Here is a 16855-nt window from a genome sequence, read left to right as displayed (position 1 = left end):
CCTAGGTCCAAGAAACTCTGTCTCTACGCCTAAGCTTACTGTTAAGAGCAGGCGCTGTGAAAAGCGTCTCTCCCGCTGGCGTTGCTCAGATGAATGCTTACCTTTATGACATTGAGTTTGTTTTTCATAACATGGAAAGGGTCGAGGAGCTTCCTGTGCCCTTTCTTCTTTTATGAAGCTAACGAAAGCACAGGCGGCCTCAGAGGCCCATGTTGCTTTTCACAAGAGCACCGGCTGCGGAAGGGGCTGCTCCAGACACCCATCTAGAACGCCTGAGAATAGCGCCAAAATTTCCAGGAACCCGCTACAAGAGCATTCATGCGAATAAAAACAACCTTGAACAAGAATATCGCGGGTGTGCTAAACCCGCGCCTGCGCCTAGCTTTGCAGCCGGTCCTGGTGCCGGTCTCCCGCTTCTGTAATGTTGTTGGAAGCGCTCGCAGATACCCAAGGACACTAATGCTGGGAGCAAGTTTGATCCGGGTACATCAAACCCACTCAGCAGCTGTGCTTCTTGGCCTCAGGCGGCCTACCCAGCACAACCTGTTGAAGCCTGAGAATAGTTAGGAAGGCAGGAATAAGTTTTTCATTGAAGCATTTCTAAACTCCAGGTTATTCCTTGACTGTAGTTTTCTTAAATTGCTCCGCATACCTTACCATTGCTTCGACAGATGCTTCGGGAAATTCTCAGGTAACTGCTGTACAATAATTCACTTTGCAGTGAACCGTCTAAATGGCAGGTAGCTTTAGGGAGAAAAAAGTACCATTTGAATGTTTCGGCACCAGGGAAAGAGAAGGACTTACAGGCATAACCTAAGGCTGGCAGGCCTGCTATCCTTTATTGCCGGGATGGTCAACATTAGCGGAGTACTGTCGGTAAACACCCTGACAACGAACGTCACCGGTCATTTTGCTTTTTTTGCTGAGCAGGTGGAACGGAAGCAATACAGTTTAGCACTTACCTTTCTGCTCTATATTACCGCTTTTTTCCTGGGGTCGTTTCTGTCAAGCCTTGTGACGGAGCTTTCCTTAAGAAAGGGCTATAAAAGGACCCATGTGGGGCCTGTGTTCTGTGAGATTGTCATCCTACTGCTGATGGGCATGGAGGGGGATCGTATGCTGCAAAGCGGGGTGAGCGCCACTACAGTTGCCTTACTGTTGCTATTTGCAATGGGCTTACAGAACGCATTAGTCACACGGGTTTCAAAATCGGTAGTTAGAACTACCCACCTGACGGGGCTTTTCACGGATTTGGGGATCGAGCTGTCACAGTTGCTATTTTGTAAAAGAGGTGGGCAATGGATGAAGCTTGTACGGAGTGTGAATCTGAAGTTTGCTATAATTTTCTCTTTCTTTGGGGGGGGCATTGTTGGAGGTTATGTATACAGCGTGTTAAACTTAGGAACGCTGCTGGTGGCGTGCGGGCTTCTTGCCTTAGCCTTAGCCTACGATACTCTGAAACTCAGCTACTATCGCCTATTCCGTGCTCAGCACCGAACGTGAGACATCATGGGGACCAATTATATGGCTTATCAGACTATTACCACGAACTCTTGGAGAGAGTACACCTCTTTAGGTGATTCTTGACCGCCAGTGTGAGCGCACCTGTCCGATTTGGTTGCCTATGACTGGAACCTATGAGCAGTGGGAACGGGGCTTTAGAACCATGTATGTGTGTACTCCTGACATACGTTCAGCCACTATCGAATGAGTAGGTCGTCTGTTTTATTGATAGGGGGGTACCACGGGGTAGCTGAAGGCTCGATATTTTACGGTACCGCCTTAAAATACCTGGAATAAGTCTTTGGAGGGCTTCCTTTAGGATTTATACTGGTCTGTGAGAGTGCAGTATGTGTGTGGCGGGTTGATACCTGCTAACAGAGCGAAGTTAAAAGCCATTCTTCCAAATCCAGAGGTTATTTAAAATCATCACAACCTTGAAACGGTAACCTCTACCCTTACGATAGTGAAAAAAACACCGTTCAGAAACCTGTTGATGCTGAGTAGGTGCTGCTGCAGGTTTACCTGTCGCCGCCTCTGTTGCTCCGGTGCCTACGATACTACTGGTCCAGCCATTCTTTGAACGCTTGGGCTTTGCTGTTGCTCACGATGATGTCTGTATCTGAGGCCGGTTGAAGTAACAGGTGCAGCCGTCCTTTAAGGTACGGACGGACTTCCTGCACCGCCCTGATGTGCGCGATAAGCTGCCGGTTAGTCCGGAAGAAAACAGTGCGATCCAATTGCTCTTCCAACTGGTCTAGCGTGTAGTTGATGATAAAGCGTTTCCCTTGGTGCGTTACCAGGAACACAACGCCTTCTTCTGCCCGGAAATAAGCCACTTCCTCCACCGAAACAGCCTTGATGGTCTGGCCCTGTTTTACAAGAAACCTTGTTTTAGTTTGCTGCGGTTGTGCTTGCAGGAATTGCTGCCAACCTGTTATACCTTGCCTGAGGTGCAGGGTCTCATACTTTTTCAGGGCCTGGGCCACATCCGCCGTCGTGATGGGCTTTAGCAGGTAATCCACACTGTTTACTTTGAACGCCTCTATGGCATACTCGTTGTATGCTGTCGTGAAAATAACGGGACATTTTACCTCCACCTGCTTAAAGATGCCGAAACTGCTGCCGTCGGATAAGTGAATGTCACAGAAAATCAGGTCCGGGCTCTGGTGCAGGGTAAGCCACTCCACCGCCTCCTCTACAGACCCAACAGAAGAAACAATACTGGCTTCGGGCCTGAGCCGCGTGATAATGGCGCCAAGGGCATCGGCTGCCAGTTGCTCATCCTCAATGATAAGAGTTCTCATGTTACACAACTTTAAGTAAGGGCAGGCGCACGATGAAGTCCTGCTCCGTTTGCGTTACCTCCACTTCCTGCCCGGTAAGGTAGCTGTACCGGGTGCCAATGTTCTTTAAGCCAATCCTGGTTGATTTTACTTCATCGAGTCGCGGCTGCAGGTTATTCTTGACCACCAGTTTTCCGTCTGCCACAAATATAGAAATCTGAAGGGGCTTCTGCGAAGTATAGCCGTTGTGCTTGATAGCGTTCTCAAGCAGCATTTGCACCGCAGTAGGAGGAAGCTCCAACTGCCGGTAGGCATCCGGGACCTCCACCAGAAACTGCACGTTGGCGCCGAACCGTGTCTTCAGCAGGTGAATATAGGCCTGCACCAGTTCAAGTTCCTTTTTCAGAGGCACCAGTTGCTTGCCACTGCTGTCGAGCAGGGAGCGGTAAACCTCCGATAGCTGACTCAGGAAAGCAGCGGCCCTATCCTGATCAACGTAAATGAGCGAGTTGAGCACATTCAGGCTGTTAAAGAGGAAGTGCGGGTTCACCTGGTTTTTAAGCGCTTCCAGCTGTGCCCTGTAGGTCTCTTTTTGCAGTTGCTCTGCCCGTAAGTGCTCCTCCTGCAGCTGCTTTACTTTCCGTTCGCGCTCCACAAGATAATAGAAGAAGAGGGAGATAATGGCCCCTACCACAAAGCCTAGCCTCACCCGGAGAGGCAGCACCTCCGCGCTTGGCAGGAGGAGGTGCGTCGGCAGGTACACCAAGAGCAGACACAGGAAGAGGCTGCCTGCGATAACGGAAGCGGCCTCTAAAGAAGCATAGATGGAAGCAGGTAGCTTTGGGAAAGGAGGCGCATTGAAGCGCGTTGAAATCCTGTCGTGCATCCAGAAGGTGAAGATCAGGAACAGGAACACGAGCAGCAGTTCTCTTAGCGCACTTGCCTCATACCAGAACACAGTGCCTAGGTTGATGAAGACAAACGTGTAGTAAAAGAAGAGGGATGTTAAGGCTGCTGTACCAATTCTAGTAAGTACAAGATTCCGATTAAGGTGCATCTGCTGGGAGGGCGGTTGTAGTGAAAGGTGTATTTCCTGCTTGGTGCTAATTACTGGAAGTTCCTGCCAATTTGCAAGGGTAATAGGCTGACATTGCCCCTCCTGCCGGCTCTAAAGACACCTGCAAAATACTTTGGAGCACCTCTCATACTTCGGAGAGGCTTTTCCTTTCCGTCGGTTTTCTTTTTCATTCAGGTTATATTCCGGTTCATTCCCCCAAAGTCCCGGTTCATCCGAATCTGGTTTCATAGCCTGCTGTGTCTTTTCATCTTTGGTGCACAAACAGCGCAAAGCTGAAGATAAAAAACAACTAAGAAAAGAACAAAACTATGAAACCGTTAAGACTCCTTCTTCTGCTCCTGTCACTGTGTATTAGCCAGCATGATCTGGCTCAGGGTATGCTTTCCGGCACTGTGCACGACGCCAGCGGGCAGCCCTTGGGCTTTGTAAACGTGGCTGTGCTGAAAGCGGCAGACGGTGCCGTGGTGTCCGGAACAATTGCCGGTGCGGAAGGCAGCTTCCAGATCGGAACGCCAGGTGCTGGCAAGTACAAACTCAGGCTAAGCATGGTTGGCTACACGCCGTTAGAAACAGCCGTGTTTGATGTGGATGGAATTGATTCCAGCAAAGACTTGGGCAGCCTTACCCTGCAGGAAGATGCAGAGCTGCTGGGTGAGGTGGTAGTACAGGCCATGCGCCCTGCCGTGGTAACCCAGGCCGATAAGACGGTGGTGAGCGTGGAGGGTACGGCCATGGCAGGAGGCGCCACTGCTTTCGAGGTGCTCACTAAGTCTCCGGGGGTGTGGGTAGACCAGGAAGGCAATATAAAGCTAAACGGCAAGGCTGGCGTGCAGGTCATGATCGACGGCAGGGCATCATACCTGACCGGCAAGGAGCTGCAGAACCTGCTGCAAAGTATGTCGGCGGAAAACATTAGGGACCTGGAGATCATCACTAACCCTTCAGCCAAGTACGAAGCGGAGGGTGCGTCCGGTATCATCAACATCAACCTGAAGAAGAACACGATGGCCGGTATGAACGGTAGTGTATATGCAGGGTATCAATATGCCGAGCTGCACGGTTACACCGCCGGTACCGATCTGAACTACAAGCAGGGCAAGTGGAGTTTTTTTGCGAGCCTGGATGTGGCGGAGCGCACCCGCTTGCGCACCAATAACATGCTGCGCACCACTTCTGATAACCCAGACGTGCGCTTGAAGCAGCGGATGAAAGAAGAGGGCACCCAATTTGTGCCCGTTTTACGGATGGGAACGGATTATGCTCTCAACAACCAGCATAGTGTAGGTGTGTTCGGTAGGGTTTCCCGCTACCTGGCAGAGGATGAGGTGCAGGCAAACACCTATCTGCGTCATGCAAACCCGCAGAAGGACCTGTATGTAAATGCCGCCAACGTATCGAAGACAAGGTACAGCAACAGTGCCCTGAACCTGCACTACCTAGGCAAGTTGGACACCCTTGGCACTACACTCTCGGCTGATGTAGACTATGTGCGCTTGAAGAGTGACGACAAGGCAAGCTTCCTGAACAAGTTTGACAGCCTGGGCAGTGTATCCCCTGTGAGCGAAGACCTGCTGCTATCAGAGAATCCGACCAGTTACGATATATACTCAGCCAGAACCGATTTTACAATGCTGTTTGATAAGGCGGGTAAACTGGAAATGGGAGCCAAGGTAAGCCACGTCGTATCAGATAACGACCTCCGCTTTTACACAACAGCAGACATGGTGAAACACCTGGACGAGAGCAGAAGCAACCACTTTGTCTACAAGGAAAACATATATGCTGCCTACGCCAACTACGCGGCTCAACTTGGCGGAAAATGGAAACTGCAGGGGGGACTTCGCGCTGAACAGACTGTAGCCGAGGGGCGTTCGGTGACCCTGAGCCAAAGCACCGACCGCAAGTATGTGGACCTGTTTCCGAGCCTCTTTGTGCAGCATAGCGTAAATGATGCGTACCAGATCAGCTACAGCTACAGCCGAGGAATAATAAGGCCGCGTTATGAGACGCTTAATCCGTTCATGTTCTACCTTGACCCTTATACACTGGTAGAGGGCAACCCTTACCTAAAGCCACAGTACACGCATTCCTTCTCGCTTACTCAAAGCTATAGGCAGCGCTATAACTTGGTACTGGGCTACTCGCTTACAAAAGACTTCGTGGCAGAGGTGCCGGTTCAGATTTCTGCAGATCAGGTCACTATACTTCAACAGCAGAACGTGGATGACATGGAGAGTGCGAGTGCTACGCTGGTTGCTCCCGTGCGGGTGTCGGCACGGTGGGAAGTGAGTAGCAACGCTACTTTGCTCTACCAGAGCTATGCACAGAAAAGAGACGATCAGGTATTGCAGAACGAGCAGGTAACGGTTCTAGCTCAAACAAACCATCAGATTCTACTCCCGGCGGATGTGCGCATGGAGATGAATGCCTGTTACCAGGGCCCTGTTGCCTACGGCCTGTACAAACTGGAGGCTAATTGGTGGGTGGATGCTGGCTTAAAACGCTCCTTTATGAATGAAAAGCTGGATCTGAGCCTGAGCGTGACAGATATATTTAAAACCAAGAAAATTGCCGGCAACACCACTATAAGCGGAAACGCGATCACCTCAAAGCAATACAATGGCACGCAGAGCTTTAGGATAAACCTGCGCTATCGCTTCAATAGAGGAGAGAAGTTTGAAACTAAGAAGCGTCCGGTTGACTTAAACGAAGCAGACAGGGCCGGGGGAAACTAGGGGGGAATCGTTGGTACATGTGGTTGAAGCAGAAGAACAGGCCAAATGCCTCGCCCATCACAGACAAGTGTGTTTTTATGTGTTACTGAAGGAAGAAGCAGTAGAACCTGCTAACCAAAGAAACAGCAGTGCCAGATGTCAATCAAACGCATTCAAAATAAAGTCGAACCGGAATCAGCTGTATCCAGTCACAACGTTTACCATAGGATGCCTACCTCCTGACATGCCTAGCAATGGGGCCTCAAGCCCCAGCTTCTCCTGTTCGGATCATATAAAATGACTACCTTAGCCGGAACTCTAACCTAAACCCTATACATATGAAAAAAGCACATCTGCTACTGGCCTCCTCACTTATGCTATCCTTTACTTCCTGCACCTCTAATGAGCAAAACCAGGAAGGTGCAGGTCAGGACTCCATGGCGATGCAAGACTCTGTCGCTGCGGCGAACGAAGCTCCTACACCGGCAGGGGATGTGATGAGCAAGGATGGTTTGAGAGTGTATGCGTTTGACGACTCTCCCAAGTTTCCGGATGCAGCCTTGAAAATGATCGAGCCTGCGGCGGGCGGCACGGTGAAGCCGGGCCCGGTGAATTTCTCCTACGAGCTGGAGAACTACCAGCTTACCAAGGCGACATCGTCCCCGCATGCCGAGCATATGGCCAACTCGCACCAGGGCCAGCATATCCATAACCTCGTGGACAACCAGCCTTACACGGCCCACTATGACACCGCTTTTGCAAAGGAGCTGGAAGAGGGTGAGCATGTGATTCTCTCGTTTCTGTCCCGCTCCTACCACGAGAGCCTGAAGCACGAGGGCGCCTATGACCTGCGCGTGGTGACAGCAGGGAATCCAGCGCAAAAGGCAGACTTTGATGTGAACGCGCCGCACATGTTCTATAGCCGCCCGAAAGGGGAGTATACCGGCGAGGAGGCCAAGCGCATCATGCTGGACTTTTACCTGGTTAATACAGGTCTTTCCCCTGAGGGCAATAAGGTAAGGGCCACCATCAACGGAACAACATTCATGCTGGACAGGTGGCTGCCCTATGTCATGGAAGGGCTGCCGATGGGCGAAAACACCATTAAGCTGGAACTGATAGGCGAGGACGGCAAAGTGCTGCCCGGGCCTTACAACAGTGTGGAAAGAACCATCACGCTGAAAGCCAGCTAAGAAAAGTAAACCCTTATTCCAAAGCCCGGTTGTCCGTTTCCTGTATAGGAGGCAGGTACCCGGGCTTTCGCCATTCTTATGCACGTTACTTGTCGTGAAGCCAGGATTTGAGCATCAAGGTAGTGTCAGTTTTAGAGGGCAACAAGGAGCACCGCTCCAGCCGATGAAGCCGTAAAAAGCGGCGCAGGAACGCCAGTACTGTTTTGCGCGCTAACAGCTACCAGAGGGCCACACTTGTGCTTTCCATGAGAGTCGATTGCTTTAGCCACCAGTATCGGGTGCCTGTCAGTTTGCCTGTTTAAAAAGGGGGGGCGCTTTTGGTTACTGTTACCAGCCCCGCTGCCCTTGCGTAGGTATGGTAAAGCGCCTAAAGCCAAAGCATTTTACGCCATATTGAAACAGCAATCCCTCGTTGCGTATAACTGAAAACACCATGGCGGCTTTACCGGTACTTCCAAGAACTCCGGCCTCATGGTGATGTAAACTCTTTTCCCCACACATTAAATGATTGTTATGGATACTATGAGCACCGTTTCGGAAGCTTTGGACAAGCTTAAAAGAGAAGGCTACATTGTGGATTTCAATTTGGACGACAACTGCCTGTCGTGCCACGGTAATACGTTGAAGATTCACCCCGACGAGTTCGTGGTGGATACGTTTTATCGCTTTGAGGGAATATCGGATCCGGGTGACGAGGCCGTGGTGTATGCCATTTCCTCCACCAAATTGGATGTGAAAGGAACGCTCGTGGATGGCTACGGGATGTACAGCGACGCCAGGGCGGGAGACTTGGTAAAGGCGTTGAAGGAAAAGATAAACGTTAAGAGCGCCAAAGCGCCCCAGGCAGCCCCAGCGGGAGGGCTTCATGAACCTGCCCGCCAGCGTGCGTCCGCACCGCTCGATGGCCCGCTGGTAGAGGTAGACCTGTACTCCTTCAGAAGACAGATCAAACAGGAGCAGACCTGGAGCAGCAGCGATCGGAACGCTATCACGGTTTACAAGACCACTGGCATGCGGATCGTACTTGTGGCACTGCACCAGGGCGCGGAGATGAAAACACACACGGCTCCCGGCATCATTAGCGTACAGGTGCTTGAAGGAAAGATCAGGTTTACTACGGAGTAGCGTGCAGCAGAGGTAGGGGAAGGGCAAATGCTGGCACTTCACGCAGGCATTCCCCACAGCGTCCATGCGCTGGAAGAAGCGGTCTTTCTGCTGACGCTGGCTATTTAAAGAGTGCTTAACAGACGCGTCAAGCTTATGTAAGATGACAAATATCATTTTACGCCCCTATCCTGTGTTGTAACTTTGAGTTGAACTAATGCAGTAATTTATGATAACGAATGAGCAAAAAGAACTGATCAAGGCAACAGTACCAGTGCTGCGTAAGCATGGGGTTGCCCTGACCACGCACTTTTACAGCCGCATGTTTACACATAACCCGGAGTTGAAGAACGTGTTTAACATGGGAAACCAAGGCAATGGAAAGCAGCAGCTGTCCCTGGCATTGGCCGTGTTGGCATACGCAGAGCACATTGAGGACCCCAGTGTCCTGGTTTCAGCCGTGACCAAGATTGGCCACAAGCACGTGAGCCTGGATATCCGCCCGGAGCATTATGCCATCGTAGGCAAGCACCTGCTCGCCTCTATCGGGGAAGTGCTGGGTGAGGGAGCCACGGACGAGTTGATCGAGGCATGGGCCGTGGCCTACCAGCAACTGGCGGATTTGATGACGGGGCTGGAGAAGAGCCTGTACAGCGAGGCGGTGGCGAAGGAAGGAGGTTGGACCGGCTGGCGACCTTTTATTGTAAAGCAGAAAGTAAAGGAGTCGGAGGAGATCACTTCTTTCTACCTATATCCTGCCGATGGGGGCAAAGTTGCTGATTTCCTGCCCGGGCAGTACATCAGCCTGCGCTTGTTCCTGCCGGAGCTAAACCTGCTGCAGCCCCGCCAGTACAGCCTCTCGAGCGCCCCGAACGGCAGCCATTACCGCATCTCCGTGAAAAGGGAACCTGGTGCAGGCGGCAACCCGAACGGTATGATCAGCAACAGGTTGCACGATGCAGTACAGGAGGGCGAAGTGATCGAGGTGGCTCCTCCAGCAGGAGATTTTATCCTTGACACAGGCAAGAGCACACCAGTTGTATTTGTAAGTGGCGGGGTGGGGCAGACTCCCCTGCTGAGTATGCTGGAGTACCTGGCTGGCACGAACAGCGACAGAGAGGTTGTCTGGGTGCACGGCTGCAGAAACAAAAAAGTGCACGCTTTCCGGGAGCCGCTTACTACGCTGGAAACGCAGCATGGCGGGCTGAGAAAACATATTTTCTACGATACCCTGGACGAGGACATGCAGGTGGAAGGGGTATACGAGGGAATCGTGGAACTGGGCAAGCTAAAAGAGCAGGCCCTTTTGGAGGGCGCTGACTATTATGTCTGCGGCCCTGCGCCGTTCATTGAAAAGCAGTTTCAGGACCTGACGGCTATGGGGATTCCGGCCACGGCCATCCATTACGAGGAGTTCGGACCGGCCAGCCTTGTGCTCAGCTAAACCGGCAACAGCACCTACAACCATTTTTCAGCCCCGGCACACTAAAGTGCCGGGGCTCTTTCTTGCCGTACACAGGCCGTTGGGCCAACCAAGGGAAAGCAGGAGCTACTCTCTCGCTTTTCCGGAAAAGAACAGCTTCACAAGGTTCACGCAAAGGCCTGCAAACGTAACTGCCCAGGCTAGAAAGGCCAAGTATACAAAATAACTCGGGATTATTTGAAGGTAAGGGATGTTAAGCGCCTGGGCCAGCCGCCAGGTACAGACGGTGTACATGCCCAGTGGAAAAACCATGCCCCAGTACTGCGGGTGATAGAAGATGGGGAAATGGTTGTAAATGTGGCGCCAGAGGCCCAGCACCACGATGATGGGTATCCACCACGTGCCAGTTGCCCAGAAGAATAGGCTGAACCCTTTCAGGAAGGGGATGAAGTCCAGGAAGCCTGTTGCCTCATTGATATTCATGATAAGCGTGGCCCCTGACAAAGTGCTGATAGCCACAGCCCCCATGTTGATCCAGTAGGGCGGGGCGAACTCCTCCGCTTTCATCGGGAAGAAAGTGAGCCGGTAAAAAATGAGCGTGATCAGGATAATGTAGAGCATACAACCCAGCATATAGCCGCACAAGGCCAAAAAGATGACCCGCTCCGTCGGGAAAGGTAGGTGGTGTGCCAGGAAGGTTGCCAGAATTGCCACCGCCTGCGTAGCCACTACGATGATCAGCCACACACCGTTGACACCCTGCTCCAGTGTGGGCTTTTCCTTTTTTGTGGTGATGTCTATGAAGAAAGTATAGGTGAGGAGGAGCCAGGCCACCAGTGCCAGGTACCAGAGTGCTGCTGCGGTGGCGTAACTTTCTTGTAACAGAATGTGCTGAATACCCAGAATGCAGGAAGCTGCCACTAAGGTCAGGAACCCAGCTCCCTTTGCATGGTTCTTTAGGTCATTGGTAAAGGCGGCAAAGAAGAAAAGCACCCGGCACAGGAACATGAGCAGCATAAAGCCATACAGGAAGTTGTTTATCCAGAAAAGTACGATGCTGATGGTTGGAAAGTCCAGCAGGTAAGCGGCGATGGAGACAATGCCTGTAGACATGACAAGCGCAAAGTAAGCGGGGAACAACTCTTTTGTTTCGGATTTTAGTATAGAGAATAGCGACATAGCAGCTTACGTTTCTCTGGTTTTGTTCCTGAACTTGATGGCAAGCAGCCCCAACTTGTTCAACTTCCTATACTTGGCCACAGGCAGGTAGGCAATACGCCTCTTAGACAAAAGCAAACGGGCTTTTCCACAAGATTGTTTTTATACCTGCTAGAAGGGGCGTTCACTTCTGCAGCCTTCGGGTGGCAACACAGAGTTTGAGAAAGTTACAACAGTTCTCTAATTCGAGCCGTACGCAAGGACAATGCAGTTCTGCCCGCAACATACTAGCTGACTAGCTGCTTTTTAAGAATCCGATGGGAGCGCTGTGTCTGACTGTCATAAACGCAGGGGCAGTTCTTTGTCCTTAACCAAAAGGGCAGAGCTAGGGCCCTGATTTTGTTGTACCGGGCTGAACAAAGAAGTTGCTAAACTTAAAAGAGGCTATTATGTTTAGAATATTCTCTACCCTGAACGGAAAAGCGCTGATCAATGCAGCCGTTGCCACGGTACTCCTGATCGTGTTGGTTTACGTGGGCTCCCGCGATCTTCAGAATTTTGATGCTGCCCTGATTGCTTATCTTTTCGGGTCTATCTTCGCCCTGTTCGGTGTGGTTTACCGCTATTCGGTTTGGCTGCAGCGGCCACCGACCAGGCTCTACTGGCGCCGCACCTGGAAGTTCGTTTTCAGCAAAAGGTTTTTCCCCTACCTGGGCTTTGTCATCTCGCAGTTTTTCAAAAATATACTGTTCCAACGCTTCATTTATCCCCGTGGTAAAACCCGCTGGTGGGGACATTTTTTACTCGCTACAGGATGTATGCTAGCTTTTATGGTGACGTTCCCGCTCACTTTCGGCTGGATCCACTTTACGCTGGCGCCTGGTACGTTAGATACATATGAAGCACATGTTTTTGGCTTCAAAGTGGCGGCGTTTGAACTAGGCGGCCTAGTTGCTTTCAACGCTTTTCACATTCTTAACTGGTGCTCTTTGTTTGTTATCATCGGGGCTATTATGATGATGCGCCGCAGGTTAACCAACGGCGGGCTCATTGCCACGCAGTCCTTCCAGGACGATTGGCTGCCACTGGTTTTATTGCTGGCGATTTCCGTCACCGGTCTGGGCCTTACTTTTGATTATTCCTTTATGCAGGGCAAGACCTTTGAGTTTATGTCCGTGACACATGCCATCACCGTAATCCTGTTCCTGATATGGATTCCATTTGGCAAGTTCTTCCACATCTTTCAACGGCCGGCGCAACTGGGTACCAACGTTTACAGAAGAGAGGGGGCCAGACTGGGCATGGCCATTTGCCCGCATACCAAGGAAGCGTTTGCCACACAGCTGCATGTGGACGACCTGAAGAAAGTAACCAAAGAACTTGACTTCAACTTTGACCTGCCGGATGGCGGAAGCCACCTGGATTATAGCCCGGAAGGAAAGCGCGCCGCCCTGGCAAAAGCACAGTTTGCCGCCCGCGAGCAACAAGGACAGTTCTTTGGATAAAAAGGTGTACTTGGAGAAGCATAGCCAGCGCCTGCATGAACTATTCAGGATTAACTAAAATATAAGTTACCTTCTATAACATGGCAAAATTACCTATTACAGTCGATAAAATCATAGAAGACTTCGGTCCACACGAGGCCTATGCGCCCAAACAGGGATTTCAGGGGCACGCCGAGCCGGACAAACTGGTTAAAACCCACTGCTGCTTTTGCGGGATGCAGTGCGGCATACAGTTAAAGGTGAAGGATGATGTAGTGGTAGGCTTTGAGCCCTGGATGGAGTTCCCGTTCAACGAAGGCCGCATGTGTCCCAAAGGTGTGGTGCGCTACCTACAAAACAACCATCCCGACCGCCTGCTCTCGCCCATTGAGCGGGTAGAGGGCGAAGGCTTTAAGCCGATAGATTGGGAAACGGCCATGAGTCGGACAGTGTCGGAGATTAAGCGCATCCAGAGCACCTACGGTAACGATGCCTTTGCCATGCTCTCAGGCGTATCGCTCACAAACGAGCTGAGCTATATGGTGGGTAAGTTTGCCCGGGTGGCGCTTAAAACAGCTAACATCGATTACAACGGACGCCTGTGCATGGTAAGTGCCGGCGCAGGAAACAAAAAAGCTTTTGGCCGCGACCGCGCCTCCAACAGCTGGGCAGATCTAAAGCATGCCGAAGTGATCATGATCTGCGGCTCCAATGTCAGCGAAACGTTCCCGACCCTGATCCATTACATTTGGGAGGCCCGCGACAACGGCGCAAAGCTCATCGTGGTGGACCCGCGCATTACACCGGTGGCCCGCACCGCAGATTTGTACTTGCCCGTGCGCCCCGGCACCGACTCTGCCTTGTTCGGCGCCATGCTGAACTACCTGGTGGAGAATGACCTGCTTGACCATGACTTCATTGATAACTATACCAGCGGCTTTGAGGAGACCATCTCGTCCGTAAAAGACCACACCCTGGAGTGGGCCGAAGGGATTACCGGCATTCCTGCCGCAAGTATAAGACAGGCCGCCGAAATGTGGGGCAGGGCCAAGACCAGCTTCATGCTACACGCACGTGGCATAGAGCAACACTCAAAGGGCGTGGACAATGTGCTGGGTTGCATTAACCTGGTGCTGGCCACCGGCAGAATTGGCAAGCCTTACTGCGGCTACAACACCATTACCGGCCAGGGGAACGGCCAGGGCGGGCGCGAGCACGGCCACAAGTGTGATCAACTCCCCGGCAACCGCGATATCACCAATCCTGAGCACCGCAAGTACATTGCCAGCGTGTGGGGTATCGACGAAAAGGACATGCCGGGTAAGGGGTTGTCGGCTTACGAGTTGGTGGAGGCTATTCACCGGGGTGAGATCAAGGGCTTGATCTCCATCTGTTTTAACCCGATAGTGTCACTGCCGAACAACAACATGGTGCGGGAGGCATTGGAGAAACTGGAATTCTATGTGGCCATCGATTTTTTCCTGAACGAAACGGCCCGTCACGCCAACATTGTGATGGCCGGGGCACTGCACGAGGAAGAAGAAGGCACGGGTACCACGGCAGAAGGGAGGGTCGTGAAAATAAATGCCGCCGTGCCACCGCCGGGCGATGCCCGGGCAGACGCGGCCATATTGAAAGAGCTAGCTGCAAGGCTAGGGGTTGGTGACAAATTTGCCTACCGAAACAGCGAGGACATTTTCAATGAACTACGGGTAGCCTCGAAAGGCAGCTCGGTAGACTACTACGGCATCACCTACGAAAAGATAGAAAAGAACTTCGGCGTGTTCTGGCCCTGCCCTACCCTTGATCACCCGGGAACGCCCCGGCTTTGGGAGGACAAGAAGTTTTTGACACCTGACGGCAAAGCACATTTCAACCCGGCACCCTATCGGCTGTCGGCAGAACCGGTAGATGCGGAATACCCGATCTTGCTGACCACGGGCCGTGTCGTTTCGCAGTATTTAAGCGGGACACAAACGCGCCGCCTGGGTCGCTTGAACGATTCATATCCAGAGCCCTTGCTGGAGATCCACCCGAGCCTGGCGCAGCAGTATGGCATCAAAGAGCGGGAAATTGTTAAGGTCATGACGAGACGGGGAGAGGCGGAGTTTCCTGCCCAGATTGTGACCACCATACGGCAAGACACTGTTTTTATTCCCTATCACTGGGGTGGGCGCAAGTCGGCAAACCAGCTCACTATTGGCGTGCTCGACCCGACGTCTAAAATGCCGGAGTTCAAGGTATGTGCCTGTAAGCTTGTGCCGACCGGGGTCATCGCACCGCCCTCCAAAGAATCATTAGCCTACCAAAGCAGATAATTTATAGTATAACGACAGAACAAACTTATGGCTTTAGAACCAGAAAAGAACTTTAACCCGGACATGGAATTTTTTGTGGACATGCAGCGCTGCATCGGGTGCCGTGCCTGTGAGGCGGCCTGTGCCGAATGCGAGACAAACGGGCAGGAAACCATGATTCACGTAAATTATGTAGACCGCGCCCATTCTGTACAAACAACGGTACAGGTGTGCATGCACTGCGAAGACCCGGCTTGCGCCAACGTTTGCCCGGCCGATGCCATTGCCAAGGACAGCAATGGCGTGGTACACTCCGCTAACACCTCCCGCTGCATTGGTTGCTCAAACTGCGTAATGGCCTGCCCGTTTGGGGTGCCGAAGAAAATGGAGGCAGCCGAACTGATGATGAAGTGCAACCTCTGCTACGATCGTACCAGCGTGGGCAAAAAACCAATGTGCGCCACTGTATGTCCAAGCGGGGCCCTTTTTTATGGTACTCGCGAAGAGATACGGAAAATGCGTCCCAACAGTGATCCTGTGAATACGTTCCAGTTCGGGGCTCAGACGGTGCACACCAAAGTAAACGTCATGATGCCGAAGGGCAGCACCGCGTTGAGGGTACATTAACAACAAATGATCCATACGATGGCTTACTCACCAAAAGATGAAAACCCGCCGGCCTGGAAACGCGACTTTCCCATCCGGCAGGATGAGGCGACCAATATCTCCCGCCGTGAATTCGCAAAGTTCCTTTGCCTGCTCTCTGGCGGTATGGCGTTTGGAAACGGGTATGTGCTGATCAACTCCCTGATGGCTTCAGACAAGGAAATGAAAGGGGAGCATTTTGTTTGCAACACCTCGGATGTTCCGGTTGGCGGGATGACCATGTTTTCCATCACAGGCGAAAAAGAAATCCCTTACATCCTGATTCACTTGGCGGAGCATGAGTGGCGTGCCTTTGAGCAGAAGTGCACTCATCTATCCTGTGCCGTAGTGTACCGCGATGAAGTGAAGAAAATAGAGTGCCCCTGCCACAACGGTTGGTTCAGCGCTGACACAGGAGAAGTACTGCAGGGGCCACCGCCACGCGACCTGCCGCAGTTGAAAGTAGTCGTGCGGAACGAGAAAGTTTATGTAACCGCTTTTAAAGACCAGGTAAACTAAACAGAAAACGTTTATGAGTGATTTTAGAGAGGCACAGAACCAGGCGCATCCAAACAAAACCAGTACACTGATGCTCGGCATCATCATGCTGCTGATCGGAAACATGAGCATTCAGATATGGCTGCTCTACAGTGCTCTGAACAATGCCCTGGACGAGAACTCAGGACTTGCCGTTGCCGCATTTATCTTTTCCCTGATTCTCTTCCTTGTGAATGTGTGGCTGCTGAAGTTCCTGCCCAATGCCGCGGTACTTCATAACAAGCTTCCGTTACCGGAAAAGGATGTAAACAAGTATAAGGGGGACAGGTACAAATAAATTGACCCCGCGGCACATCAACAGAATAGCGTGGGAAGACAGAAGATGCATTGTTCTTGTAACACCTCCTTCCCAGCGTGCCAAAGCTCACCTATTTCTGCAGAGGTAAAAAAGTGGAAAAGTGAACCCATCGTACCT

14 protein-coding genes are annotated in these 16855 nt (G+C 51.8%); 10 read left to right on the top strand and 4 right to left on the bottom strand.

The window, feature by feature from the left end; all coding sequences use genetic code 11:
• The first annotated feature begins 771 nt into the window (after positions 1-771).
• A complete protein-coding gene (locus CA264_RS10195; protein ID WP_025606858.1) occupies positions 772-1503 on the top strand; it encodes a YoaK family protein in 732 nt (243 codons plus the stop codon).
• Positions 1504-2060: 557 nt separating this feature from the next.
• Here the strand turns inward: CA264_RS10195 and CA264_RS10190 are convergent.
• The 3 genes from CA264_RS10190 to CA264_RS22090 are packed head-to-tail and all read right to left on the bottom strand — an operon-like array spanning position 2061 to position 4034.
• Positions 2061-2807, bottom strand: coding sequence for a LytR/AlgR family response regulator transcription factor (locus CA264_RS10190; RefSeq protein ID WP_025606856.1), 747 nt, complete (start codon positions 2805-2807; stop codon positions 2061-2063).
• Position 2808: 1 nt separating this feature from the next.
• Positions 2809-3843 carry a sensor histidine kinase gene (locus CA264_RS10185; RefSeq protein WP_084196202.1) on the bottom strand — a complete coding sequence of 345 codons (1035 nt, stop codon included), beginning with the start codon at positions 3841-3843 and terminating at the stop codon, positions 2809-2811.
• A 50-nt stretch (positions 3844-3893) separates the two neighbouring features.
• A complete protein-coding gene (locus CA264_RS22090; RefSeq protein WP_169728053.1) occupies positions 3894-4034 on the bottom strand; it encodes a hypothetical protein in 141 nt (46 codons plus the stop codon).
• Positions 4035-4172: 138 nt separating this feature from the next.
• On the opposite strand from CA264_RS22090, the gene CA264_RS10180 reads away from it, so the two are divergent.
• The 4 genes from CA264_RS10180 (at position 4173) to hmpA (ending at position 10319) form a co-directional block, all read left to right on the top strand.
• On the top strand, positions 4173-6599 hold the full coding sequence (locus tag CA264_RS10180) for a TonB-dependent receptor (protein ID WP_025606852.1): 2427 nt from the start codon (positions 4173-4175) through the stop codon (positions 6597-6599).
• 317 nt (positions 6600-6916) lie between these two features.
• Positions 6917-7771 carry a hypothetical protein gene (locus tag CA264_RS10175; RefSeq protein WP_025606851.1) on the top strand — a complete coding sequence of 285 codons (855 nt, stop codon included), beginning with the start codon at positions 6917-6919 and terminating at the stop codon, positions 7769-7771.
• 513 nt (positions 7772-8284) lie between these two features.
• Positions 8285-8896 (top strand): cupin domain-containing protein, encoded by a 612-nt coding sequence (locus tag CA264_RS10170; RefSeq protein WP_237151207.1) that lies wholly within the window; start codon positions 8285-8287, stop codon positions 8894-8896.
• 208 nt (positions 8897-9104) lie between these two features.
• The gene (hmpA, locus tag CA264_RS10165) at positions 9105-10319 is read left to right on the top strand and encodes an NO-inducible flavohemoprotein (RefSeq protein ID WP_036776028.1); all 1215 of its coding nucleotides are present in this window, start codon (positions 9105-9107) and stop codon (positions 10317-10319) included.
• A 105-nt stretch (positions 10320-10424) separates the two neighbouring features.
• Here hmpA and CA264_RS10160 read toward each other — a convergent pair whose 3' ends face one another.
• Positions 10425-11477, bottom strand: coding sequence for a tellurite resistance/C4-dicarboxylate transporter family protein (locus tag CA264_RS10160; RefSeq protein WP_025606848.1), 1053 nt, complete (start codon positions 11475-11477; stop codon positions 10425-10427).
• 428 nt (positions 11478-11905) lie between these two features.
• On the opposite strand from CA264_RS10160, the gene CA264_RS10155 reads away from it, so the two are divergent.
• The 5 genes from CA264_RS10155 to CA264_RS10135 all read left to right on the top strand — a co-directional run bounded on the left by CA264_RS10155 (position 11906) and on the right by CA264_RS10135 (position 16717).
• Complete coding sequence (locus CA264_RS10155; protein ID WP_025606846.1) at positions 11906-12961, top strand: hypothetical protein; 1056 nt, start codon at positions 11906-11908, stop codon at positions 12959-12961.
• 80 nt (positions 12962-13041) lie between these two features.
• Positions 13042-15258 (top strand): molybdopterin oxidoreductase family protein, encoded by a 2217-nt coding sequence (locus CA264_RS10150; protein WP_025606844.1) that lies wholly within the window; start codon positions 13042-13044, stop codon positions 15256-15258.
• A 27-nt stretch (positions 15259-15285) separates the two neighbouring features.
• Complete coding sequence (locus CA264_RS10145; RefSeq protein ID WP_025606843.1) at positions 15286-15864, top strand: 4Fe-4S dicluster domain-containing protein; 579 nt, start codon at positions 15286-15288, stop codon at positions 15862-15864.
• Positions 15865-15882: 18 nt separating this feature from the next.
• Entirely contained in the window at positions 15883-16401 is a 519-nt protein-coding gene (locus CA264_RS10140; RefSeq protein WP_025606841.1) for a QcrA and Rieske domain-containing protein, read from the top strand.
• A gap of 13 nt (positions 16402-16414) precedes the next feature.
• The gene (locus tag CA264_RS10135; RefSeq protein ID WP_025606839.1) at positions 16415-16717 is read left to right on the top strand and encodes a DUF6755 family protein; all 303 of its coding nucleotides are present in this window, start codon (positions 16415-16417) and stop codon (positions 16715-16717) included.
• The last annotated feature ends 138 nt before the right edge of the window (positions 16718-16855 follow it).

Origin of the sequence: Pontibacter actiniarum (assembly GCF_003585765.1) — a bacterium.
Classification (GTDB): domain Bacteria; phylum Bacteroidota; class Bacteroidia; order Cytophagales; family Hymenobacteraceae; genus Pontibacter; species Pontibacter actiniarum.
This window is presented reverse-complemented; position numbering and strand designations above follow the sequence as displayed.

Coding starts and splice junctions, on each gene's coding strand:
- CA264_RS10195 (WP_025606858.1), top strand. CDS start 772: ATGTTTCGGCACCAGGGAAAGAGAAGGACTTACAGGCATAACCTAAGG.
- CA264_RS10190 (WP_025606856.1), bottom strand. CDS start 2,807: ATGAGAACTCTTATCATTGAGGATGAGCAACTGGCAGCCGATGCCCTT.
- CA264_RS10185 (WP_084196202.1), bottom strand. CDS start 3,843: ATGCACCTTAATCGGAATCTTGTACTTACTAGAATTGGTACAGCAGCC.
- CA264_RS22090 (WP_169728053.1), bottom strand. CDS start 4,034: ATGAAAAAGAAAACCGACGGAAAGGAAAAGCCTCTCCGAAGTATGAGA.
- CA264_RS10180 (WP_025606852.1), top strand. CDS start 4,173: ATGAAACCGTTAAGACTCCTTCTTCTGCTCCTGTCACTGTGTATTAGC.
- CA264_RS10175 (WP_025606851.1), top strand. CDS start 6,917: ATGAAAAAAGCACATCTGCTACTGGCCTCCTCACTTATGCTATCCTTT.
- CA264_RS10170 (WP_237151207.1), top strand. CDS start 8,285: ATGGATACTATGAGCACCGTTTCGGAAGCTTTGGACAAGCTTAAAAGA.
- hmpA (WP_036776028.1), top strand. CDS start 9,105: ATGATAACGAATGAGCAAAAAGAACTGATCAAGGCAACAGTACCAGTG.
- CA264_RS10160 (WP_025606848.1), bottom strand. CDS start 11,477: ATGTCGCTATTCTCTATACTAAAATCCGAAACAAAAGAGTTGTTCCCC.
- CA264_RS10155 (WP_025606846.1), top strand. CDS start 11,906: ATGTTTAGAATATTCTCTACCCTGAACGGAAAAGCGCTGATCAATGCA.
- CA264_RS10150 (WP_025606844.1), top strand. CDS start 13,042: ATGGCAAAATTACCTATTACAGTCGATAAAATCATAGAAGACTTCGGT.
- CA264_RS10145 (WP_025606843.1), top strand. CDS start 15,286: ATGGCTTTAGAACCAGAAAAGAACTTTAACCCGGACATGGAATTTTTT.
- CA264_RS10140 (WP_025606841.1), top strand. CDS start 15,883: ATGGCTTACTCACCAAAAGATGAAAACCCGCCGGCCTGGAAACGCGAC.
- CA264_RS10135 (WP_025606839.1), top strand. CDS start 16,415: ATGAGTGATTTTAGAGAGGCACAGAACCAGGCGCATCCAAACAAAACC.